Here is a 23,735-nt window from a genome sequence, read left to right as displayed (position 1 = left end):
CAAAAGGCTATAATCATCTTTAGATTGATGTGGGATAAGAGATGGAGGAGGTCTTTTTTTATGCAAAAAATTATGGGAAGAATCCGGATAGGATTAATCGTGAGTATTCTCTGCTTGGCATTTTCAACAGCAGCCTATGCACAAGAGCCAGAAGAGGCAACGATTGAACAAGAAACAGAGGTAGCAGTTACAGATACAGAAGATGGGCAAGAAGCGCAAGAAGAGCAAAAAGAGATAGAGCCTCAGACTGTTGAGGAACCTGTGGAAACGGCATTGCAAACAGAAGACACTTCTAAAGCAAAGTGGATTGCAGAGGGAGATAACTGGTACTATATGCAAGCAGATGGGAAACTTGCAAAAAATCAGACCTTAGACATCGATAACCAGACCTATACATTTAATGGAAATGGGCTGATGATTCGTGGATGGTTTCAATATGAGAATATGTGGTTCTACTATCGCTATGATGGTGGGATGGTTAAGAGCAACTGGGCCTATGTAAATGGTATTTGGTATTACTTCAATGAGAATGGAGTAATGGCATCCAATCAAACCTTGGACATTGGCGGTGCTACCTATAGCTTCCGTGGTTCAGGAGCCATGATTACAGGCTGGTTCCAATACGAAACAACATGGTATTACTACACTGGAAGTGGTGCTATGATGAAGAAGAATTGGCTGAATCAAGGCGGAGTTTGGTACTACTTAAAAGACAATGGTGTTATGGCTGCAAATCAGACTTTGGATATTGGAGGGGCAACTTATACCTTTAATGGCAGTGGAAGGATGGTTACTGGCTGGTTCCAGTATGGAGAGAGCTGGTTTTATTACAATTCCAGCGGTGCAATGGTGAAAAACAGCTGGGCTTACGTTCACGGCGCATGGTATTACCTGTATGAGAATGGGGTAATGGCAAAGAGCGAATATATACAATTGAGTGACGGACAGTATTTCCTGCAGTCAAGTGGTGCAATGTTTACCGGTTGGTTGAATCACGAAGGAAAGACCTATTACTATAATGGCAGCGGCAGAAAAGTATTTGGCTGGTCTTTGATTAATGGAAATTGGCACTATTTTGATCAGACAACTGGAAGGATGTTTGTGAATGAGAAAACTCCGGATGGTTATGATGTAAATGCAGATGGAATCTGGTTAAAGGATGCACAAAGAGCCGTTCAAGAGGTGGTGGATCAACTCATTAGCCAGGCAGGATGGAACCTTCATTCATGTTACCAATGGATTCTGGACAATTGCTCTTACCGTACAATGTTTGGGACCCCATATGGAAATGACGAGTATACTTGGGAACAGTGGCATGCAATCAACATGTGGGAAACAAGAAGCGGGAATTGCTATTCTTATGCAGCTTTGTTTGGACAAGTGGCAAAAAGACTGGGATATTCCGATACACAAATCCGTTCAGGAATGCTGAATGTATGGGGAAGTGGATGGCATGTTCATGGCTGGGTTGTAATTAATGGACAAATCTATGATCCTCAGCTCAATGATTCCTACGGTGTGGACTGCTTTGGAACATCCCCGGGAAGTTATATGTAAGAGAGTCAATGAAAGGGAAGGTGGAGAATTGTGGTTTTTAGTTCAATGTTTTTCTTGTCAGCTTTTCTCCCTATTACCTTTGTGGTCAGTTTATTATTACCTAAAATTAAGCAAAAAAACATTTGGCTGATTCTTGTCAGCCTTCTGTTTTACGCCTACGGAGAACCTATCTATGTTTTACTTATGATAGGTTCTGTGCTTGTAAACAATGTTTTAGGAAATTTAATTGTAATAAAACCGCGATGGGATAGGATTTGGATTGCTCTATGTGTGATTTTTAATATTGGAATTCTCGTATTCTTTAAATATACGCCTATGATTGTACAGACCATTAATAGGGGATTCCATTTGAATATAGAGATTCCAGCCATTACAATGCCAATCGGTATTTCGTTTTTTACTTTTCAGGCAATGTCTTATGTAATCGATACCTATAGGAATCAACAAAGAGAGAAAACAAGCTTTCTAAATGCATTGCTCTATGTTTCCTTTTTTCCACAACTGATTGCTGGACCAATTGTAAAATATCATGATATCCATAAGGAAATCAATAACCGTTATGCAACTGCCCAAGACATTGGGGAAGGGATTAGACGGTTTATTATAGGTTTGGCTAAGAAAGTACTAATTGCAAATACAGCAGCTCAAATGGTGGATACAATTTATGGTCTTCCAGAAACCCAGATTAATATTGTCCTGGCATGGATTGCCTCCTTTGCTTATGTATTACAAATCTATTTTGATTTTAGTGGGTATAGTGATATGGCAATCGGTTTGGGAAGAATGTTTGGATTTCATTTTAAAGAGAACTTCAATTATCCATATGGAGCTGTCAGTGTCCAGGAGTTTTGGCGCAAATGGCATATTTCCCTGTCTACATGGTTTAAAGAATACGTGTATATACCCCTTGGAGGAAATCGAAAAGGAAAGGTGAGAACCTATCTGAATCGGTACATCGTATTTTTCTTGACGGGTCTGTGGCATGGAGCAGACTGGAGCTTTGTGGTTTGGGGATTGCTGCATGGAACACTTTTGACCATCGAAAATACAAGATATTTTTCCATTCAAAAGATAAAGAAAAATTGGCTGAAGCGTATTTACATGTTCGTGGTAGTAAATGTTACCTTTGTGATTTTTCGGGGAGAGACTTTGGCTCAAGGCTTTTTTATGATTCAAAAGATGTTTGTCACAGGTTTTTCTTTTTCAGCAATCGATAAAGTATCCGTAATGGGAGTGTTAACACCATTAAATATATGTATACTAATCATTGGAGCAGTACTGGCAATTCCAAATTTGAAAAACAGGTTGGAAAAATCAAAGTGGTTTGTACCGATTTCTTATGCTGGAAGCATTGGACTCCTTTTATTGGTTATGATAAGCCTTGCTTCAAATGCATATAATCCATTTATTTATTTTAGATTTTAGGAGGAGTGAGCATGAAAAATAGCAGGGTGATTATTCTATATATTGTTTTGTTTTTTGTTTTGTCAGCATTTCCTCTGTATGGTTTGATTTTTTATGAACAACCGGAGAACACGGAGAATAAGGAGTTGGCAAAAAAGCCAGAGTTAAATCTGGAATTTCTAAGTGAAAGTGGGGATTATTTCTCCGATCATTTTGCAGGAAGACAAGAGCTCATCACGATGGACTCTATGCTGCGATATCAATTGTTCGGAGTCTCAGGACAAGACATTGTCATTGCAGGAGAGGACAATTGGTTGTATTATAAGGATACGTTGAAGGATTATCAAAGGGTGAATCTGTTCTCCCCAAGAATGACCCACAATATTGTGAAAGTAGTGTCTTTGATGGAGGAATATGCAGATTCCCATAATGCCAAGTTTGGTTTTATGATTGCTCCAAATAAAAATACACTTTATCCAGAGCATATGCCATCCTATTATGGGCAGATTGATGGGGATACAAATATGGACCAAGTATTGGAAGAATGCGAAAGTCAGGGAGTCAATGCTCTGGATTTACGAGAAGCATTTTTTCAAGAAGAGGAGACGCTGTACCATCAAAGAGATTCCCATTGGAATAATAAAGGGGCAGCGTTAGCTCAGGATGGATTGTTAACCTTCCTTGATAAGAGTCATACAGTATATCAAGAAGAGGATTTTGAGAGTCGAAAAGATTTTACCGGAGACTTAGACCGAATTCTTTATCCGAAGAACCAAAGCAAGGAAGTGGAATTCTATACAAAGTCGGACTGGAACTATTCCTATGACCAGGAAGTAGACGATATGATGAAGATGGTGATTCAGACGCAAAATAGTGAGGGGGAAGACAGCTTACTAATGTTCCGTGATTCTTTTGGAAATGCCTTAATTCCCTTTTTGGCAGAGGAATATGGGCAAGGATATTTCTCAAGAATTATTCCTTACCGAGTTGACAGTGTAGTGAGTATGGGAGCCAATACCTGTGTGTTGGAAATTGCCGAGAGAAATATAGACCGCCTCGTATACAATGCTCCGATTATGCAGGCGCCTTTCCGGGTTCTTGATTTTGAAATGACAGAGACCGAGGTTCAGGATTTGGCAACAGACCTGAAAGAGGAGGAATTTGAGTCCTATCGAAAGGTGAGCGGTTTGATTAATCCAGCTTATTTGGAAAAGGACTCTGAGATATATGTCCGCTTTACAGCAGAGGATAATAGTTATACGTTAGAGGCAGCTCCGGCATATGAAGGAGAAGAGGCCAAGGAAAATGGCTTTACTCTTTACTATTTGCCGAAAGCAATGAAAGCTGGAAGCTATGATATGGAGATTGTGATTCATACGAAGGATGGCTATCTGATATCAGGAAGTATACAGCAAGTGAAAATGAATTAGGAAATTCGAAGGGAGATATTTAAGATGAAAAAAGTGTTTGCAATCATGGTAATGATGTTACTCTTTTCAGTAGTTGGTTGTCAGAAACAAGAAGAAACTGCAGAACCAAAAACAGAAGAAAAAGTGGTTAAGGAAGAAAAAGAAACTCCGGAGTTAGTGATTGGAGAAGAGAGTGATGATACCGTAGCATTAACGGTAACAAATAAAACAGGCAAAGATATTGCGGAATTATTTGTGAAGGCATCCAGTGAGAAAAAGTGGGGCGAAAATCTGATGGAGAAGGATGCTGTTTTTAAGAAGGACAGCGAAGCGATTATCCATGTTGCCAATGGAGACAAAGAAATAGACATCTCTCCCGTATTTGCGGATGAAAAATATGAGGTTTACCACAATGTGGCAGTAAAAGATATGGAAGACCTTGAGTTTGTAGTGGAAGGTGATTTAGCATACATCAAGTACGTAGATAAAACCACAGGAAAAACCGCAACAACGAAAGAATATGAGACAGAGCTTGTGGAGAAAAAGAAAGCAGAAAAAGCAGCGAAGGCAGAAGTTGAAAACACTGCAGAAAATACGGCGGTTCAGGCAGCATCAAAGGGTGAAGAAGAAGCTGCACAAGCAGCGGAAGCTCAAGCAGCAGCACAAGCAGCCCAGGCGGCAGAAGCAGAGGCGGCGGCTCAAGCGGCTCAAGCTGCAGCAGAGCAAGCAGCAGCTGAACAGGCGGCAGCACAGGAAGCTGCACCAGCACCAGTGGAAGAGACTCCTCAGCAAAATGCAAATGGTTGTCCCGTTTGCGGAGGTGCTTTAGCATCTGCGTGGGATTGTGAGAATAATGTAGAAGTAGTAGGATGCCCATCTTGTGGATATCAGCAGTAAATGAATGAAGACTCTATAGCGAGTACAGAGATGTATCCGTTATGGAGTCTTTACTAATTTACTACGGTAAAATTTGCAAAATTTATGCAAAAGTGATAAAATCCAATTTAAAGTTAAAAATTATAGGGGAGATAATTTATGATGAAAATGAGAATTGTGTGTATTATGCTGGCGGCAGCTCTTGTCATACAGTCAGGAATTGGAACGATTACAGTAAAAGCTGAGGAAGTGACTTCCGATACAGAAACTTCAAATGAATATACCGAACCAATCGAAGAGGAAACGCAAGAAGAGGTTGTAGAAGAAGTGCAAGAAGAAGTGCCGGAAGAAGAGACGGAAGAAGTTCCGATTGCCTCAAGAGCTTTAGAGCTTCCAATCATGAGCGTTCAGTCTGGTACCATATCAAATATGGAAGGTCTTGCCTGGGTCAAATCAAGAGTTGGTACTAAGGTAGATCCAGACGGCAGCTACGGTGCTCAGTGTGTGGATCTAATTATGGCCTACTATCAGTATCTGGGTGAAAATTGGGTTCTTGGAAACGGCTGCGACTATGCTGAGAATAGTCTGCCAAGTGGATGGGTTCGTATTAAGGATGGAAAGCCACAGCCAGGAGATATTATTATCTATGGAGCATATGCAGGAAATCAATACGGTCACGTAGCAATCTATGAGTCTGATACAATTACTTATCACCAAAATTTTACAGGGCATCAATATATTGAAAAAATCACAGGAAATTATAAAAGTATGGGAATGCCTTACTGGGGACTGATTCGTCCGAAATGGGCAAATGCCTCAACAACGCCCTCCTATCTTTCGATAGATGTAGAGATGACAGATGGATGGAATGCACAGCTTTACGGGCAAGTACACAATCCAGGTAAAGCCACAGTAAGTGAGGTTGGAGTCAAGGTATGGGATGAAAGCAATAACCTTGTAATTGATCATAGTAAGAAGCATGGCGGTTCCAGTGAGTTAGTGGATCATCGAATCAACTTAGTGGCAGAGGCAAAAGCAGATGGCTTAAGATCCAGCCATACATATACGTATCAGATGTGGGCCAATGTAGGTGGCACATCAACCAGCTCGAATATGGGACAGTTCCGTACAAATGGCTGGAGTAATAGCAATGGAAAGTGGTACTATTATGCCAACAATGCAATGGTGAAAAATAACTGGATGTGGTGTGATACCTATAAAGCATGGTTTTACTTTAAAAGTGATGGAACCATGTCTGCAAACTGCTGGGTAAAGGATGGAACAAATAAATGGTTCCATGTGAATGCCAGTGGAATAATGGAACAAAATCAGTGGCTTTTTGATAACGCATGGTATTATCTGGGATTCGGCGGTACAATGTATGAAAATCAATGGCTTCAGGACGGAAAGACATGGTACTATTTGGGAACGGGCGGAACAATGCGTGGAAATGGCTGGTCCTTTATTAATGGGGCATGGTATTACATGGACGGAAGCGGCCGGATGTATTCCAATAAATGGATTTTTGATGGCGGAGTCTGGTATTACGTTGGAAGTGCCGGAAACATGTATCAGAACACCTGGTATTTTGATGGAAAGCATTGGTATTACCTTGGTGCCGGAGGAAAAATGTATGCAAATGCTTATACACCAGACGGATGCTGGGTAAATGGATCAGGACAGTGGGTTAAGTAGGGGGAGAAAAATGAGGGATATTTCTATTTCAGAAAAGGGAGTAACATTTCTGAAAGATGTAAGAGGGATGTTTGTAAAGCTGCCATCTCTTATAAAAAGTCCAGTTAGCCAGACCGCTTCTATGAGTCAGAAGGAAGGACTTCTTTTCAGTGGATTCTTTATAGGATTGAAAGCAGTAATTGCATTGTTGGTAACACTAATAGGAATTTTTTATTTTACCGAAGAGTTTTCTTATGCTCTCTTCAAGATTGCACTATTTTCTTTGATTTTAACAGCAGGTTTGGATTTGTTAAAGGTTGTGTATAATCGGGCATGGGCAGGTGCGTTTGGTTTTAAAGTAAGCTTTGGCCAGATGCTGCCGCTTACTGGAACAAGAGTAATGCTTGGATTTGTAACGGGCTTGTTAATGGTGATAAGTTTGCTGTTATCGTGGCAGTTATCCATATTCTTTTTTATGGTTTCCCGGTTTGCGTTGCCAATCATTGAATTTGGAGCATACAAAGAGGTATTAAAAGATAAGCCAGACAGATGTACGTATGCTTATATTGTATCTTGCATATGTTTGTTTTTATCCAGTGGGATATTACTATATTTTATTGGTGGAGAGCTGATTTGGATGATTCAGGAATATATCATGGAAACGATAGTGTATTATCTGAATCATCTGGGAATTTTAGATATTTTAAATGTATTTAATGTTTTATAGAAAGTAAGTGTATAAAATACATAGTAGTAGAACAGAAACTTATAAGGCTTTATAAAACTTTATTTGGATTTTTAGCGGAATTATTGTAAACTAATAATATCTAGGAGGAATTCAACATGAAGAGAGTCTTAAAAAAGTATATCTGTTTACTACTGTGTATTTTTTTGTTTTCGTCTAATGCACTTGTAGCAATTGCCCAGGAGGAAATAAAGGAAGAGGTAGAAATATCTGAGGGAACAGAGGTAGAGGTAGAAGTAGAAGGACAAGGACAAGTAGAGTCCCAAGAAAAGTTCAAAGAAGAGCCCAAAGAAGAACCTGCTCAGGAAGAGCTGCCAGAAGAAGAGGCAGAGCTATCTCAGTTAACAGAGCCAGAGTTAGAGCCAGAGGTAGAATCACCAGAGGTTCAGGAAAAGAAAGAAGAAATCAAAGCACTTGTTGAAGAGGGAGCTGTGGCATCAGATGAGTTTATCGTTGTTACAGTAGATGAAGCAATTACAGAAGAAGCAGTGGAAGAAGTCACACAGGATGAAGTAAAAGAAGTGATTTCCAACGAGGATTCCAGTTTAGTAGTTGTGGAAACCACAGAAAATATAGAAGATAAGATGCTGGAGTATGAAGAAAGACCGGAGGTTCTCTACGTACAACCTAACTTCTTTTATACGTTGGAGGAAGAAGCCAATGATCCCAATATTGCAACCAACCAGTGGCATCTAAACAATAATGAAGTGGGAATAAAAAAAGCATGGAATAATTTAGATATGAATAGCAGCAATGTAAAGATTGCTATTTTAGATACTGGTGCTTTAACGACCCATGAAGATTTAAGCGGAAATATAGCTGGAACCTATGACGTGGTCAAGAATTCCAGTGCAGTTACAGATTTAGGAGGACATGGAACCCATGTGGCAGGAATTGCTGCGGCAACAGGAAAAAATGGAAAAGGTGGAGCCGGTGTAGCATTTCATACAAAACTCCTTATCTATAATGTTTTTGAAGAGGTAGATGGAGTACAAGGTTGTTACAGTTCAAAAGTTGCAGAAGCATACAATATGGCAGTCAATGCTGGTGCAAGTGTAGTGAACATGAGCTTTGGAGCCTACTATGAAGCGGGAGTTACAGAAGCATCCTTAAATGGTTCCGCTTATCAATATGACAAATTGGTAAAGGATGCAATAGAAGCCGGAGCTAAAAAAGGTGTGGTTACAGTGTGTGCCGGCGGAAACAGTGGGAAGATTCAAAACTTTCATTTCCCCTCGGATTTAGATGCATGTATCTCAGTTACAGCAACGAATAGTGGGGGAAGCATCGTTCCTGGATGGGGATACAATAATTATAAGGATATTGCGGCACCAGGGTATAATATCTGGAGCACAAGTGCCAGTGGAAACAGCAAATATGAAGTGAAAAGCGGTACCTCTATGGCAGCACCTGTTGTCTCAGGTATTGTTGCTTTGATGAAGTCTGTTAAGCCAAGCTTAAGCGTTGCAGAAGTAAAGAGCATACTTTATTCGACTGCCACAGATAAAGGAGCAGCAGGCTACGATCCTTATTATGGAAATGGATTGGTAAATGCAGATTTAGCAATTCAGCAATCGATTATTCCGATTACTGGACTTGCACTAGATAAAACCACCGTATCACTCAACGGTACCAACAGTGCAACCTTAAAAACAACGATTGCTCCATCAAATGCCACACAAAGCAGAGCCATTACCTGGTCTAGTAATAACAATAATATTGCGAAGGTAAGCAGCAGCGGAGTTGTAACTGGAGTGAAGCCGGGAAATGCAGTGATAACAGCAAAAACAGTGAATGGAAAGACAGCAACCTGCCAGGTTACTGTAAAAGGTGTTGGAATTACAGGAGTAAAGCTTGATAAAACAACTCTTTCCGTGTATCGAGGGGCAAGTGCCACATTAAAAGGGAGCATTTTGCCAACGAATACAACAGACAGTAAAACCTTGACCTGGTCCACCAGCAATAAGGGGGTTGCGACTATTACCAGTGGAGGTGTCGTAAAAGGAATCAAGGCAGGAAGTGCAACGATTACGGTAAAGACCAGTAATGGAAAGACTGCCACCTGTAAAGTGACCGTCTCGGAAATACCGATTACCAGCGTGAAGCTTAATCAGACTGGCAGGAGCATCAGCAAAGGTGATGCCTTTACATTAAAGGCAACGATTGGGCCAACGAACACGACCCTTAGTAAGACCATTACCTGGACAAGCAGTAACACAAAGGTTGCCAAAGTGAATGCATCAGGAAGTGTAACTGGTGTAAATGTTGGTACTGCTACGATTACAGCAAAGACCAGCAACGGAAAAACTGCTACCTGTAAGGTGACGGTAACGCCAAAAGGATGGAGTAAAGAAAAGGGAACCTGGTATTACTACCGGGATGGACAAAAAGTTAAGGGATGGATAGTAGACGGTGGGAAATGGTACTCACTGGATACCAGTACCGGAGCTATGAAAATAGGCTGGGACTGGGATAGAAGTTACCATGGATGGTTTTACTTTAACTCCAGTGGAGCAATGCTGTCCAACACATGGCTTTACCAAGGAGGTACATGGTATTACCTGAATGGCAGTGGGTTTATGTTGGAAAATAAGTGGGGCTTTATCAATGGAAGCTGGTACTTCTTTGAATGGGGCGGAAGAATGTGCCAAAACCAATGGATATACGATGGTGCATGGTATTATTTGGGCTCCAGTGGAGCAATGCTGACCAACACCCAAACCCCAGACGGATATTGGGTGGATGCAAACGGAGTATGGCGTTAATTATCTAAAAAAGAGAAATGAAATTTTCTACCAGTTCAGGAACGGGAGAATTTTCATTGATTCCAAGGACAAGCTGTCGTTTTGGCAGCTTGTCCTTTGTATGAACAACGAATAAATTTTTATCCTTTGTATTGATACAATAGTCTGGTAAGAAAGCAATCCCAAGTCCTATTTTTGCAAGGTCAATTAAAAGATCATTACTGTTTACTTCAATCTCAGGGTTTAGTTCCAATTGATTTTTGTTAAACTGACGGTGTAGAAATGCACTGGTGGTGCTGTTTTTATCCAACATCAAAATGGGATAGGACAGTAAATCCTGAAAAGAGATTACCTTATCTTTTAACTCGTCAAATACGTGACTGGACAGAAAGACATCATGAAACTCTTTGAGAATTCTTGGAGCAGGAATATTTTGCAAAGAAGGGTGGGGGGCATTTACCACGATAAAATCCACCTGATTATTTTCAAGAAGCTCCACACAGCCAAGACTGGTTGCGTTGATGACTTTAATATGAATGTCTTTGTAGGTCTTGTGAAAGCTCTTTAAAAAGGGCAGCAAAAAGTAACGGCAGATTGTGTCACTTGCACCGATGCGAAGCTCAGCTGCTTTTTCTTTAGGATTTAATAAAACATTCTCACCCCGTTGTATTAAATTAAATGCTGGCTCAATATGCCGGAGAAGAACTTCCCCTTCCTCGGATAAATATACCTTCTTGGTACTGCGTACAAAAAGGGTTACCCCTAATCGTTTTTCTAAAGTCTTAATACTCTGACTGACAGCGGACTGGGAGATATACAGCTCCCGGGCAGCTCCAGAAAAACTAAGACTTCTTGCAACGTAGTAAAACACCTTGTATAATTCGAAATTTATTTCCATTATTAGCACTCCTTATATATAGTAGGATAATTATAAGGGTTTCAGGGGTGAATTACAAGGTATTCTATGGTAGTATAAAAAGAAAACAAAAAGGATTAGACTTATGAAGAAAAAAATTGAATTTTTATTTTCCACAATTGCTATGGTTTTACTGATTTTTGTGATTTTAATTACCAGCTTTCAAATGGCAATATATGGGGACACAGAATATAACTTCTATAAAAAGCAGTATGAAAAGTATGAAGTAACAAAGGATTTGGATATGAAAATAGAAGATGTTATGACGGTAACCCGCTATATGATGGACTATTTGATTGGAAGAGAAGAGACCCTTTCTATCGAAACCACAGTAGAAGGGAAAAGTCAGGATTTCTTTAACGAACAGGACCGTTTGCATATGAAGGATGTGCAGGATCTGTTTTTAGGCGGACTTTTCCTTAGAAATATTGCCTTGATTCTTTTGATAGGAATGATTGCAGCTCTTATTCTATTCAAAGCAGATTTGAAGTATATGCTGCCAAGAGCATTCCTTTTGGCCTTTGGTGTAATTGGAGGGCTGACGGTAATAATTGGGATTTTATTTGCTACGGATTTTACAAAGTATTTTACCATATTTCATGAGATGTTCTTTACCAACGACCTTTGGGTATTTGACCCGGAAACAGACTATATGATTCGTATGTTACCAGAGGGATTTTTCTATGGAATACTGGGAAGGATTGGAAGGTTCTTCGGTTTTTCTCTGGGGCTTCCACTTATAATCTCTATAGTTATGATAAGAATGAATAATAAAACATATAAGACATATTAATTTTACTAATGTAAGCCGATATGATAATATGAAACAATCAGGTAAATATTTCATGGAGGAGAAAGCATGAGCAGTGTAAGACGTATTTTTGTAGAAAAGAAAAGAGAGTATGCAGTAGCAGCAAAAGATTTAAAGGACGAAATCAAGGATTACCTTGGCATTAAGGGCGTAAATAATGTTCGGGTTTTAATTCGCTATGATGTGGAAAATTTATCAGAAGACAGCTTTCAAAAGGCTTGTAATGGTGTATTTAGTGAGCCCCCTGTAGATAAGCTGTTTTTCGAAAATTTTGATTCTGGAAAAGAGGATTTCATTTTTTCAGTGGAATTTCTCCCGGGACAGTATGATCAAAGAGCAGACTCTGCTGAGCAATGTGTTCAGTTTATTAAGGAAGAAGAGCAGCCAGTTATTAAGACTGCAACGACTTACGTAATCGAAGGTACTTTGTCAGAAGATGAGAAAGCACGAATCAAAAATCACTGCATCAATCCAGTGGATTCCAGAGAAACAGGAATGGAAAAACCGGAAACCTTGGTGACTAAATACAATGAACCTGAAGATGTGATTGTCTTTGACGGTTTTAAAGATATGGAAGAAAGTACATTGAAAGAGTTGTATGACTCTCTTGGACTTGCAATGACATTTAAGGATTTTCAGCATATTCAGAAGTATTTCAAAAGTGAGGAAAGCCGCAATCCATCCATGACAGAAATTCGTGTATTGGATACGTATTGGTCTGATCACTGCAGACATACTACCTTTTTAACGGAGCTTACAGATGTTTCTTTTGGAGAAGGAGATTACAAGAATCCAATAGAAGACACGTATAAGCAGTACTTAAAGGATCATAGCGAAATATTTGCTGGCAGAGAGGATAAGTTCGTTTGCTTGATGGACTTAGCTCTTATGGCAATGCGTAAGCTGAAAAAGGAAGGCAAGCTGGAAGACCAGGAAGAAACAGATGAAATTAATGCTTGCTCAATTGTGGTACCAGTAAGCATTGATGGAGTAGAGGAAGAGTGGCTTGTAAACTTTAAAAATGAAACCCACAACCACCCAACAGAGATTGAGCCTTTCGGTGGAGCGGCAACTTGTCTGGGGGGAGCAATCCGTGACCCATTATCAGGACGTACCTATGTGTACCAGGCTATGCGTGTAACGGGAGCAGCAGATCCTACAGTTCCAGTAAGGGATACCTTAGAGGGAAAGCTTCCACAGAAGAAGATTGTAAGAGAAGCGGCTCATGGATACAGCTCTTATGGAAACCAAATCGGACTGGCAACAGGAAGTGTCAAAGAAATATATCACCCTAATTACGTTGCAAAGCGTATGGAAATTGGGGCTGTTCTAGGAGCTGCACCTAGAAGAGCAGTAAAAAGAGAGAATTCAGATCCAGGAGATATAATTGTATTATTAGGGGGAAGAACTGGCCGTGATGGTATCGGTGGTGCTACTGGTTCCTCAAAGGTTCATACAGAAGAATCTACCAAGGAAAGTGGAGCAGAGGTACAAAAGGGAAATCCTCCAACAGAGAGAAAAATCCAGAGACTGTTCAGAAGAGAAGAAGTCAGCATTCTTATTAAAAAGTGTAATGACTTTGGTGCAGGTGGTGTTTCTGTTGCAATTGGTGAGTTGGCAGATGGTCTGGAAGTAGAACTGGATAAGGTTCCGAAAAAATATGCCGGTCTTGATGGCACAGAAATTGCTATTTCAGAATCCCAGGAAAGAATGGCAGTTGTTTTAGATCCAAAAGACGTCGATCAGTTTTTGGCTTATTCAGCATCTGAAAATCTAGAAGCAACTGTAGTTGCAACGGTAACGAAGGAACCGAGACTTGTTCTTACATGGAGAGGAAAGAAGATTGTTGACTTATCCAGAGCTTTCTTAGATACCAACGGAGCGCATCAAGAGACGAAGGTAGAGGTAAGTATACCGAGTAAATCGGACAGTGTATTAAAAAATGTAGAAGTAGATGATGTAAAGGGGAAATGGTTAGAGACCTTAAAAGATTTGAATGTATGCTCCCAAAAGGGGTTGGTTGAGATGTTTGACGGTTCCATTGGAGCAGCATCTGTATTTATGCCTCATGGAGGACTTTACCAAAGAACAGAGACTCAGAGCATGGTAGCAAAACTTCCTGTTTTAGAAGGGGATTGTGATACCGTTACTATGATGAGTTATGGTTTTGATCCTTACTTATCTACCTGGAGTCCTTACCACGGTGCAGCTTATGCTGTTACAGAATCTGTGGCAAAGATTGTAGCTTGTGGCGGAGAGTACCAAAAGATTCGTTTTACTTTCCAGGAATACTTTAAGCGTATGAAAGATGATCCAAAGCGTTGGGGTCAGCCTTTTGTAGCTCTTTTAGGAGCTTATAATGCACAACTTGGCTTTGGTCTTCCTTCCATTGGTGGAAAAGACAGTATGTCGGGAACCTTTGAAGAGATTGATGTGCCACCAACTCTCGTATCTTTTGCAGTGGATATTGGAAAAGAAGGGGAGATGATTACGCCAGAATTAAAAGAGGCAGGTAATAAGCTGTTCTGGCTTCGGATTGCAAGGGATGAATATGATATGCCACAATATGCTAATATTATGGCCGCTTATGATGCTTTAAATAAAGATATGAAGGCAGGAAAAGTAGCATCTGCTTATGCCTTGGACCGCCATGGTTTAGTGTCTGCAATATCAAAAATGGCTTTCGGAAATGAATTAGGAGTAAAGGTGGAAGATTCCATTAGTGCTTCTGAACTTTTCAGCCCGGCCTTTGGAGATATCTTAGTCGAAGTAAAAGCGGGAGAAGAGTTGGCAGGTACTTATACGTTAGTAGGAGAAGTAACTTCTGAAAAATCTTTCTGTTACAAGGAAGACAAAATTGAGCTGGCAGCTGCATTGAAAAATTGGGAAGGTACATTGGAAAAGGTATTCCCAACGGTGTCAAAGGAGAGCCGGGAGGAAGAGGTGGCAAGTCCTCTGTATGAAGCAAAAGATATTTACGTGTGTAAAAACAAGGTGGCAAAACCAAGAGTCTTTATTCCGGTATTTCCAGGAACAAACTGTGAATATGACAGCCGAAAAGCCTTTGAACGTGCTGGAGCAGAAGTTTCAACCAGAATCTTTAAAAACTTATCTGGTGATGATATAAAGGAATCCATAGAAGGCTTTAAGGATGAAATCAAAAATGCACAGATTATTATGTTCCCAGGCGGATTTAGTGCCGGAGATGAACCAGACGGTTCTGCAAAGTTTTTTGCAACGGCATTCCAAAATGAAGTCATAAAAGAAGAGGTGGAAAAACTTCTTCAAGACCGGGACGGTCTTTGCCTGGGAATCTGTAATGGGTTCCAGGCACTGGTTAAGCTGGGACTTGTTCCAAATGGAAGTATTACGGGACAGACACAGGATGCTCCTACCTTAACATACAATACCATTGGCAGACATATTTCAAAAATGGTTTATACAAAAGTAGTATCCAATAAATCTCCATGGCTGCAAGGTGCTGAGCTGGGAAATGTGTACGTAAATCCTGCATCCCATGGAGAAGGCAGATTTGTTGCAGAGAAAGCATGGCTGGATAAGCTGTTTGAAAATGGTCAGGTTGCGACACAGTACTGTGATCCAAAGGGAAATGTATCCATGAATGAAGAGTGGAATGTAAATGGTTCCTATGGAGCAATAGAAGGTATTACAAGTCCGGATGGAAGAATCTTAGGTAAAATGGCTCATTCAGAAAGACGTGACAGAAGTGTGGCAATGAACATTGTGGGAGAGCAGGATTTGAGAATTTTCGAGTCGGGAATTAAGTACTTTAAATAATTTTAAAAAAGATGATTTTAGGTGTTGACAATCCACTTAATCCAATAGTATAATAGCAAAGCGGGTTCGAGATAAGAGCCCGCAGATAATGGGATCATAGCTCAGCTGGGAGAGCACCTGCCTTACAAGCAGGGGGTCATAGGTTCGAGCCCTATTGGTCCCATTTACAACGAAAAAAAGTTGTATAAATTTCATATGGCGGGATAGCTCAGTTGGCTAGAGCATACGGTTCATACCCGTAGGGTCGCTGGTTCAAATCCAGTTCCCGCTACTAAAAAAGGAAGCTAAGAGATTGGTTTCTTTTTTTTGTGTCCAGATTTTCAATGATATGGTATAATGAACTCACTATGCATTTAGGAGGAAACGATATTGAAGGGAAATAGTATATTAAGAATCGTTGTAGGAGTATATCTGATTTATTTAGGATATCAGTTAGTAAGAGACGTTTTGGCCGGAGAGCCCGGAGCAAAAATTGGTTTTGCCCTTGCTGGAGGTGCTTTCATATTATTAGGGCTGTTTTTAGTGGTTTTGACTCTCAAACAAGGGGCAGATCAAAGCAAGCTTGACAAAGAGGCAGAAGAGCAGGATGAGGCTACAGAGACCGAGAATCCTGTTATTGAAGAAGCTGCAACAGAAGAAGCACCTGCTGTAGAAGAAGCAGCGGATGAAACAGAAGAAGTAGAAGAAAAAGAGGAATAACATGCGTGTTGGATTAGGATACGACGTTCATAAATTAGTGGAAAACAGAGAGTTGATTCTGGGGGGAGTTCATATTCCCTTTGAGAAAGGTCTTTTAGGCCATTCGGATGCAGACGTACTCACTCATGGGATTATGGATGCATTGCTGGGAGCAGCAGCCCTTGGAGATATTGGCAAGCATTTCCCGGATACAGATGAAAAGTATAAAGGTGCAGATAGTATGAAGCTTTTAGAAGAGGTCGTAAAGCTCATTGAAGAAAAGCTGTATGTAATTGGAAATATCGATGCAACGATTATTGCCCAAAAGCCAAAGATGGCACCCTATATTGATGAGATGAGAGAGAAAATTGCAAAGGCTTGTCATATTACGCTAGACCAGATTAATATAAAAGCTACAACGGAAGAAGGTTTAGGTTTTACCGGGAGAGAAGAAGGAATTGCATCTTCGGTAATTGCAAGTCTTGAGACAATACAGAATTACAGCTACGATATTATGCCCAAGTGCGAAGGGTGTCAGGGGTGTGGAAAGCATGAAAATCTATAGATTGGAACAAGAGGATAATATAAAAACAAGAGGGTTGTATGAAGAGGTTTTTTCAGAAGACAGTTCCTCCTTTGTAGATTATTATTATCAGGAAAAAATCAAGGATAATACCATATATGTATTGGAAGAAGACGAGCAAATAGTATCCATGATTCATTTGAATCCCTATCGGATTCAAGTAGCAGGAGAAATTTTGAATCTTCATTATATTGTAGCAGTTGCAACGAAGAAAGAATATCGGAAGCGCCATTATATGAAGTTCCTTTTAGAAAGAATCCTAAAAGATTTGAGAGATGAAGGAGAGAGCTTCACCTATTTGATGCCCGTTGCAGAAGCAATTTATGCGCCCTATGATTTCAGGAGTGTAACCAAGGTGGAATGGGATTTTTACGATGAAAACGAACCTTTGGCGGTGGGAACAGAGGTATCTGTTTTGACTCCGGTGGATACAGAGATTTTAGGCCAAGAGGAAAACAGAAAGAATCAGGATAAGTATAAAGTGTTTACTTATAAGGATGCGGCTTATTTTAATCGTTTAATTCAAGAGTATGAAAGCGATGGCGGCAAATTAATGGTTTATAAAAAGGCGGATAAAATCATAGGATATAAGCCATATGTGAAGGAAAGTACAATGAGTGACCCCAAAATTATGGTACGAATTCTGGATGTCAAAAAGGTTCTTTCTCATTTGTCTTTAAAAGGCTTAACGGCTGTGGTATTCGATGTTACGGATTCCATATTAGAGGAAAACAATAAAAGTTACATTGTTTCCGGGACAGAAAACTCGAAAGCCATGATTATGGAAGGACCAGGAACGAATAGTGAGGGGAGTTTGCCAATTGCGGCATTTACTTCTTTTATCTTTGGTTCTATTAGTGTTGATGAGCTAAAAAACGAAAAAGATGTTGTAATGAGTGAAAGAATGGCAGATGAGTTCAAAAAGATAATTCCTCTTTCACCGATTCTAATTGACGAAGTTGTATAACTGACAAGGAGAAAATATGGATGTCATGATTTGTGTTCCAATTGTAGAAAGCACAAAAGCAGAAATACTGGCAAAGGCAAAAGAGATTGCAAAAAAGAAACCGGATATGGTGGAGCTGAGGATTGACCATTTTGAATATTGGATGGAGGAATGTTTTCTTTTTGAGCTTTTAGAAGAACTCAAAGAGATATTAGGAGAAATTCCAATACTGTTTACCTTCCGAACACCTTTTGAAGGCGGAAATGAGCCCATAACAAAGGAAGCTTACTTTGCACTTCTTTCATTGGTGACGAATCGAGATGAGATTTCATATATTGATATGGAAGCAAATCTTATTAAGGACCGAGTAGGTTTGATAAAGGAAGCGAAAGAAAAAAACAAAAAAGTAATTACAAGTTATCACAATTTTGCCGAAACACCGGAAAAAGAGGAGATTGCAGCGAAACTAAAAGAGATGGAAAGTCTGTCGGGAGATGTCTTAAAGGTTGCGGTAATGCCGAATTCAGAAGTCGATTTAGTAACTTTAAGAGAAGGTGTGGAGGAAGCAAACAAGGAAATACAGAATCCAAAGATTATTATTGCAATGGGAGAGTTGGGGAGTGATACCAGAATTCATCCTTTAAACTATTCTTCCATACTTACTTTTGCAATGGTGGGAAAAGAAAGTGCCCCGGGGCAAATTGAGATTGATGAATTGAGAAAGATATTAAAGCAGGATTGACAATGCAGTAAAAGTCTACTAGAATACTTTTAACAAGATAAAAACGATGAAGAAAAGAGTACCCTATGTGGAGTCTATAGAGAGGAACCGTCATTGGCTGAAAGCGGTTTTAGATGAAGGACAGGAGAAGTGCATTTTGGAGTTGATTCGGTGAAGTAAGTAGCCGGATACGTCTAGCACACGTTACGTGTATGAGTGGAGAGGACTGATTCTCTCTATTAGAGTGGAACCGCGGATAAACTTCGTCTCTTAATGAGATGAGGTTTTTTTTCGTTATGGAGGTGAACAGATGAAAATTTTATCCTATATTAAAGAAGAAATTAAGGTGATTCGGGAGCGGGATCCTGCAATTAAGTCCAATATGGAAGTGCTTCTATACCCAAGCTTTAAGGCGATTTTAAGATACCGTGTTGCTCATAAGCTGTTTTTGAAGAAACGGTATTTTTTGGCTCGCTGGATATCACAAAGAGGAGTAAGAAAAACAGGAATTGAAATTCATCCTGGAGCTACAATAGGGAAGGGATTATTTATTGACCATGGAAGTGGTGTAATCATTGGTGAAACGGCTGTTGTAGGGGATAATGTAACCTTATATCAAGGGGTGACCCTGGGTGGAACCGGAAAAGAAAAAGGAAAACGACACCCAACATTAGAAGATAACGTGATGGTCAGTGCCGGTGCTAAGATATTAGGCTCTTTTACAATAGGGGAAAATAGTAAAATCGGTGCAGGTTCTGTTGTTTTAAAAGCAGTCCCACCTAATTGTACCGTTGTTGGGGTACCAGGGCGGATTGTAAAAAGAGACAACCAGAAAATCCCAAGGTCTGACATGGATCATGTGGATTTGCCGGATCCAATCAGCAATGAAATTGCCCGCTTAGGGAAAGAAGTCCGGGAATTAAGAAAAAGAGTAAAAACAATCGAAAAAAGCGAAGGAGATAAAACCTATGAAGTTATATAATACTTTAACCAGAAAAAAAGAAGAATTCATTCCTTTAAAAGAAGGGGAAGTAAAGATGTATGTATGTGGTCCTACGGTGTACAATTACATCCATATTGGAAATGCAAGGCCAATGATTGTCTTTGATACCGTGAGGAGATATTTTGAGTACAAAGGCTATCATGTAAATTTTGTTTCCAACTTTACAGATGTGGATGACAAGATTATTAATCGGGCAAAAGAAGAGGGAGTAGAGGCTTCCGAAATTTCCACCAAGTATATTGCTGAGTGTAAGGAAGATATGGCAGGAATGAATATTATGCCGGCGACAACCCATCCTCTGGCAACTCAGGAAATTGACGGTATGGTTGATATGATTAAAACCCTTGTTTATAAGGATTATGCTTATGAAAAAAATGGTACGGTATACTATCGTGTAAGAAAGTTTAAAGACTACGGAAAGCTTTCCCATAAAAATTTAGATGATTTAGTATCTGGAAACAGAACCTTAAAGGTTTCAGGAGAAGATGAAAAGGAAGATTCTTTTGATTTTGTACTCTGGAAGCCAAAGAAGGAAGGGGAGCCTTCATGGCCATCACCCTGGAGTGATGGAAGACCAGGATGGCACATTGAATGTTCCGAGATGGCAAAGCGTTATCTGGGAGAGGAAATTGATATTCATGCTGGTGGAGAGGATCTTGTATTTCCCCATCATGAAAATGAGATTGCCCAAAGTGAAGCTGTTAACGGGAAAGAATTTGCCAAGTATTGGATGCACAATGCATTTTTAAATATTGATAACAAAAAAATGAGCAAGTCTCTTGGAAACTTCAGAACAGTACGAGAGGTCAGCAAGGAGTATGATTTACAGGTTCTTCGATTCTTTATGCTGGGAGCTCACTACAGAAGTCCATTGAATTTCTCAAAAGACCTAATGGAAGCATCTAAGAATGGCTTGGAGCGTATTTTAAATGCAGCAGCCAACCTTCGTTTTTTGATGGAGAAGGCGGGAGATGCATCCATTAAAGAGACTGAGAGACTCTATCTGGATGAAGCCCAGAAGTATCAGAGATCCTTTGAAAAAGCCATGGAAGATGATTTTAATACGGCAGATGGAATTTCTGCTATATTTGAGCTGGTGAAATTTATCAATACCAATACGGATGAAGAGAGTGGACAAGAGTATTTGAGTGAGTTGTACGCTCTTTTGAAAAAGCTGAATGATGTACTGGGAATTATCATCGAGAAAAAAGAAGAGATTTTAGATACTGAAATAGAGGCCTTAATCGAGGAGAGACAAACGGCGAGAAAAGAGAAAAATTTCCAACGTGCAGATGAAATAAGAGATATGCTTTTAGAACAGGGAATCGTTTTAGAGGATACCAGAGAAGGTGTAAAATGGAAAAAAGCATAACCCCTTCGTTGAATGAGTGTATTAAGGAAAGTTTTTCTTTGCCGGAATTAGATTTGCGGGGATATTCTCCCCTGACTCTTGCTTATATAGGAGACTGCGTATATGATATGATTATGAAAACCATCATTGTACATAAGGGTAATAAACCGGCGGGAAAGATGCATCAGGAAAATAGTAAGTATGTAAATGCAAAAGCACAGTCGGAAATCATGGGAATCATACAGGATCAGCTCACTCAGGAGGAGCATGATGTGTATAAAAGAGGCCGAAATACAAGAAGTGTATCCACTGCAAAGAACCAGAGTGTGACAGACTATAGAAGAGCCACTGGGTTTGAAGCCTTAGTAGGGTATTTGTATTTAAAAGGAGACTACAAAAGATTAATTGAATTAGTCCAAACAGGACTGGAAGGATTAAATAGTAAATGAGAGAAGAAGAATCCATTATTGAAGGACGAAATGCCGTACTAGAGGCACTTCGTGCCAAAAAGCCTATTGATAAGCTGTTTGTTTTAGACGGATGTATGGATGGGCCAATACGAAGTATTATAAGAGAAGCTAAAAAGACAGATGCAATTTTGAATTTTGTAACCAAGGAGCGCCTTACTCAGATTTCTGCTACAGGGAAGCACCAAGGTGCGATTGCTTACGTTGCAAGTTATGAATACAGCACAGTGGAAGATATGCTGGCGCTGGCAAAAGAAAAAGGAGAAGACCCCTTTTTGATTTTGCTGGATGGAATTGAAGACCCCTATAACCTGGGGGCGATTATCCGTACCGCAAATTTGGCAGGTGCCCATGGAGTGATTATACCAAAGAGAAGAGCAGCCTCTCTTACGGCAACAGTGGCCAGAACTTCCTCAGGAGCCATTAATTATACACCGGTAGCAAAGGTTACGAATTTAGTCAAAACCATGGAAGAGTTGAAAAAGGAAGGTTTGTGGTTTGCCTGTGCCGATATGGATGGGGAAGTGATGTATCGTTCCAATTTGAAAGGCCCTATTGGCTTAGTGATTGGAAATGAAGGAGAAGGCGTTTCAAGGCTGGTAAAAGAAACTTGTGATTATGTAATTTCGATCCCTATGAAGGGGGATATTGATTCTTTAAATGCATCTGTGGCTTGTGGCGTTTTTGCTTACGAGATTGTGAGACAAAGGGGTGATGCTGTGTGTTAGGACCTTTGCTGTTACAGATTGTTCTGATTGGGTTGAATGCAATTTTTGCAAGTGCGGAGCTTGCAGTCATCTCAACCAATGAAACAAAGCTTAAAAACAGAAAAGAGCAGGGGGACAAAAGGGCAGGACGACTGATTGCTTTAACCCAGCAGCCGGCAAAGTTTCTGGCTACGATTCAGGTTGCCATTACTTTGGCCGGATTATTGGGAAGTGCATTTGCGGCAGATAGTTTTGCGAAGCCTCTGGTGGAGGCTCTGATTGGTGCAGGAGTCGGTGTTCCAAGAAGCGCACTTAATACCATTGCTGTCGTAGTGATTACCTTGATATTGTCCTTTTTTACATTGGTATTTGGAGAATTGGTGCCAAAACGTATTGCAATGAAGCGTGCTGAGCCAATGGCTCTTTCTTTATCGGGACTTTTATACTGGGTTTCTAAAATATTTGCTCCTTTGGTTTTCATTTTGACGAAATCAACCAATGGTGTATTACGCCTTTTGCGAATGAATCCAGGGGAAGAGGAAGAGCCTGTGACAGAGGAAGAGATTCGTATGATGCTTCTGGCAGGAAGAGCACAGGGAAACATTCAAAAGGATGAGACGGAATTGATTGAAAATGTCTTTGAATTTAATGATATTGATGTGGCACAAATCTGTACACATCGAGTGGATATGACAATCCTGGATATGGAAGACGACATTGAAAAATGGGATGCAATCATCTATGAAAGTCATCACACCAATTATCCGGTATATGAAAGTGACAAGGAAAATATCATAGGGATTTTGGACACCAAGGAATATTTCAGACTTTCAGAGCGTACCAAAGAGAATGCTCTTAAGGAAGCGGTTCTAAAGCCATACTTCGTTCCGGAAAGCATGAAGGCCAATGTGATGTTTCGGAATATGCAGGAAAATCGAATCTACATTGCGGTAGTAGTAGATGAGTACGGTGGAGTTACAGGAATCGTTACCTTACATGATTTGATTGAAGAGCTTGTAGGAAATTTGTATGATCTGCAGGAAGAAGTACAGCCTCAGGAGATTGAGCAGCGCTCAGAGAAGGAATGGCTGATTCGAGGCGGTGCTGATCTTAATAATGTTGCGAAAACCTTGAAAGTTGATTTGCCGGTAGAAGATGAAGATTATGATACTTTTGGAGGTTTTATTCTAAAAGAAATTGATCGGATTCCAAAGGATGATGAAGAGTTTGACTTAACAGCTTATGGACTGTATATTCAGGTGAAACGAGTGGAAAACCACAGAATTTTAGAGACGGTAACAAAAATTATTGAATAGGATTGACAAGAGCCATGAAGATATTGTAT

Annotated in this window: 19 protein-coding genes, 2 tRNA genes and 1 other annotated feature; of the genes, 20 read left to right on the top strand and 1 reads right to left on the bottom strand. The window is 40.0% G+C overall.

From position 1 onward, the window contains the following. The first annotated feature begins 60 nt into the window (after positions 1 to 60). From NHH15_RS02280 to NHH15_RS02250, 7 genes are all read left to right on the top strand, one after another. Positions 61 to 1,557, top strand: a complete 1,497-nt coding sequence (locus NHH15_RS02280; RefSeq protein ID WP_262065019.1) for a transglutaminase domain-containing protein — start codon at positions 61 to 63, stop codon at positions 1,555 to 1,557. Positions 1,558 to 1,587: 30 nt separating this feature from the next. Further along, positions 1,588 to 2,982: an MBOAT family O-acyltransferase gene (locus tag NHH15_RS02275; protein ID WP_262065018.1), complete on the top strand. Its 1,395-nt coding sequence runs from the start codon at positions 1,588 to 1,590 to the stop codon at positions 2,980 to 2,982. An 11-nt stretch (positions 2,983 to 2,993) separates the two neighbouring features. Next, on the top strand, positions 2,994 to 4,391 hold the full coding sequence (locus NHH15_RS02270; RefSeq protein ID WP_262065017.1) for an alginate O-acetyltransferase AlgX-related protein: 1,398 nt from the start codon (positions 2,994 to 2,996) through the stop codon (positions 4,389 to 4,391). A gap of 24 nt (positions 4,392 to 4,415) precedes the next feature. Next, entirely contained in the window at positions 4,416 to 5,267 is an 852-nt protein-coding gene (locus NHH15_RS02265) for a YheV family putative zinc ribbon protein (protein WP_262065016.1), read from the top strand. 138 nt (positions 5,268 to 5,405) lie between these two features. Continuing rightward, on the top strand, positions 5,406 to 6,941 hold the full coding sequence (locus NHH15_RS02260; protein WP_262065015.1) for a CHAP domain-containing protein: 1,536 nt from the start codon (positions 5,406 to 5,408) through the stop codon (positions 6,939 to 6,941). 10 nt (positions 6,942 to 6,951) lie between these two features. Next, the gene (locus NHH15_RS02255) at positions 6,952 to 7,647 is read left to right on the top strand and encodes a hypothetical protein (protein WP_262065014.1); all 696 of its coding nucleotides are present in this window, start codon (positions 6,952 to 6,954) and stop codon (positions 7,645 to 7,647) included. A 116-nt stretch (positions 7,648 to 7,763) separates the two neighbouring features. Then, the gene (locus NHH15_RS02250; RefSeq protein WP_262065013.1) at positions 7,764 to 10,430 is read left to right on the top strand and encodes a S8 family serine peptidase; all 2,667 of its coding nucleotides are present in this window, start codon (positions 7,764 to 7,766) and stop codon (positions 10,428 to 10,430) included. Between the two features lie 4 nt (positions 10,431 to 10,434). Here NHH15_RS02250 and NHH15_RS02245 read toward each other — a convergent pair whose 3' ends face one another. After that, complete coding sequence (locus NHH15_RS02245) at positions 10,435 to 11,307, bottom strand: LysR family transcriptional regulator (RefSeq protein WP_262065012.1); 873 nt, start codon at positions 11,305 to 11,307, stop codon at positions 10,435 to 10,437. A gap of 103 nt (positions 11,308 to 11,410) precedes the next feature. On the opposite strand from NHH15_RS02245, the gene NHH15_RS02240 reads away from it, so the two are divergent. From NHH15_RS02240 to NHH15_RS02180, 13 genes are all read left to right on the top strand, one after another. Further along, positions 11,411 to 12,118, top strand: a complete 708-nt coding sequence (locus NHH15_RS02240) for a TIGR01906 family membrane protein (protein WP_262065011.1) — start codon at positions 11,411 to 11,413, stop codon at positions 12,116 to 12,118. 66 nt (positions 12,119 to 12,184) lie between these two features. Continuing rightward, positions 12,185 to 15,934 carry a phosphoribosylformylglycinamidine synthase gene (locus NHH15_RS02235; RefSeq protein WP_262065010.1) on the top strand — a complete coding sequence of 1,250 codons (3,750 nt, stop codon included), beginning with the start codon at positions 12,185 to 12,187 and terminating at the stop codon, positions 15,932 to 15,934. A gap of 90 nt (positions 15,935 to 16,024) precedes the next feature. Next, positions 16,025 to 16,097, top strand: a tRNA-Val gene (locus NHH15_RS02230). Positions 16,098 to 16,131: 34 nt separating this feature from the next. Then, a tRNA-Met gene (locus tag NHH15_RS02225) sits at positions 16,132 to 16,205 on the top strand. Between the two features lie 98 nt (positions 16,206 to 16,303). Next, complete coding sequence (locus NHH15_RS02220) at positions 16,304 to 16,633, top strand: hypothetical protein (RefSeq protein ID WP_262065009.1); 330 nt, start codon at positions 16,304 to 16,306, stop codon at positions 16,631 to 16,633. A gap of 1 nt (position 16,634) precedes the next feature. Beyond that, on the top strand, positions 16,635 to 17,177 hold the full coding sequence (gene ispF / locus NHH15_RS02215) for a 2-C-methyl-D-erythritol 2,4-cyclodiphosphate synthase (RefSeq protein ID WP_262065008.1): 543 nt from the start codon (positions 16,635 to 16,637) through the stop codon (positions 17,175 to 17,177). Beyond that, entirely contained in the window at positions 17,164 to 18,162 is a 999-nt protein-coding gene (locus tag NHH15_RS02210) for a GNAT family N-acetyltransferase (protein ID WP_262065007.1), read from the top strand. Before ispF ends, NHH15_RS02210 begins: the two co-directional genes overlap by 14 nt. 16 nt (positions 18,163 to 18,178) lie before the next feature. After that, positions 18,179 to 18,883 carry a type I 3-dehydroquinate dehydratase gene (aroD, locus tag NHH15_RS02205; RefSeq protein ID WP_262065006.1) on the top strand — a complete coding sequence of 235 codons (705 nt, stop codon included), beginning with the start codon at positions 18,179 to 18,181 and terminating at the stop codon, positions 18,881 to 18,883. Between the two features lie 37 nt (positions 18,884 to 18,920). Then, positions 18,921 to 19,136: a binding site (T-box leader), on the top strand. Between the two features lie 36 nt (positions 19,137 to 19,172). Beyond that, the gene (epsC, locus tag NHH15_RS02200) at positions 19,173 to 19,844 is read left to right on the top strand and encodes a serine O-acetyltransferase EpsC (protein ID WP_262065005.1); all 672 of its coding nucleotides are present in this window, start codon (positions 19,173 to 19,175) and stop codon (positions 19,842 to 19,844) included. Further along, entirely contained in the window at positions 19,831 to 21,237 is a 1,407-nt protein-coding gene (gene cysS, locus NHH15_RS02195) for a cysteine--tRNA ligase (protein WP_262065004.1), read from the top strand. The genes epsC and cysS overlap by 14 nt, the downstream gene beginning before the upstream one ends. Then, positions 21,222 to 21,665 carry a Mini-ribonuclease 3 gene (locus NHH15_RS02190; RefSeq protein WP_262065003.1) on the top strand — a complete coding sequence of 148 codons (444 nt, stop codon included), beginning with the start codon at positions 21,222 to 21,224 and terminating at the stop codon, positions 21,663 to 21,665. The genes cysS and NHH15_RS02190 overlap by 16 nt, the downstream gene beginning before the upstream one ends. After that, positions 21,662 to 22,411: a 23S rRNA (guanosine(2251)-2'-O)-methyltransferase RlmB gene (gene rlmB, locus NHH15_RS02185; protein ID WP_262065002.1), complete on the top strand. Its 750-nt coding sequence runs from the start codon at positions 21,662 to 21,664 to the stop codon at positions 22,409 to 22,411. The genes NHH15_RS02190 and rlmB overlap by 4 nt, the downstream gene beginning before the upstream one ends. After that, complete coding sequence (locus NHH15_RS02180) at positions 22,405 to 23,706, top strand: hemolysin family protein (protein ID WP_262065001.1); 1,302 nt, start codon at positions 22,405 to 22,407, stop codon at positions 23,704 to 23,706. The genes rlmB and NHH15_RS02180 overlap by 7 nt, the downstream gene beginning before the upstream one ends. The last annotated feature ends 29 nt before the right edge of the window (positions 23,707 to 23,735 follow it).

The sequence above is a fragment of the Aequitasia blattaphilus genome, from assembly GCF_024721305.1.
GTDB lineage: Bacteria > Bacillota > Clostridia > Lachnospirales > Lachnospiraceae > Aequitasia > Aequitasia blattaphila.
Note: the sequence above shows the minus strand (reverse complement) of the source record. Positions and strands in the feature narration are given on the sequence as shown.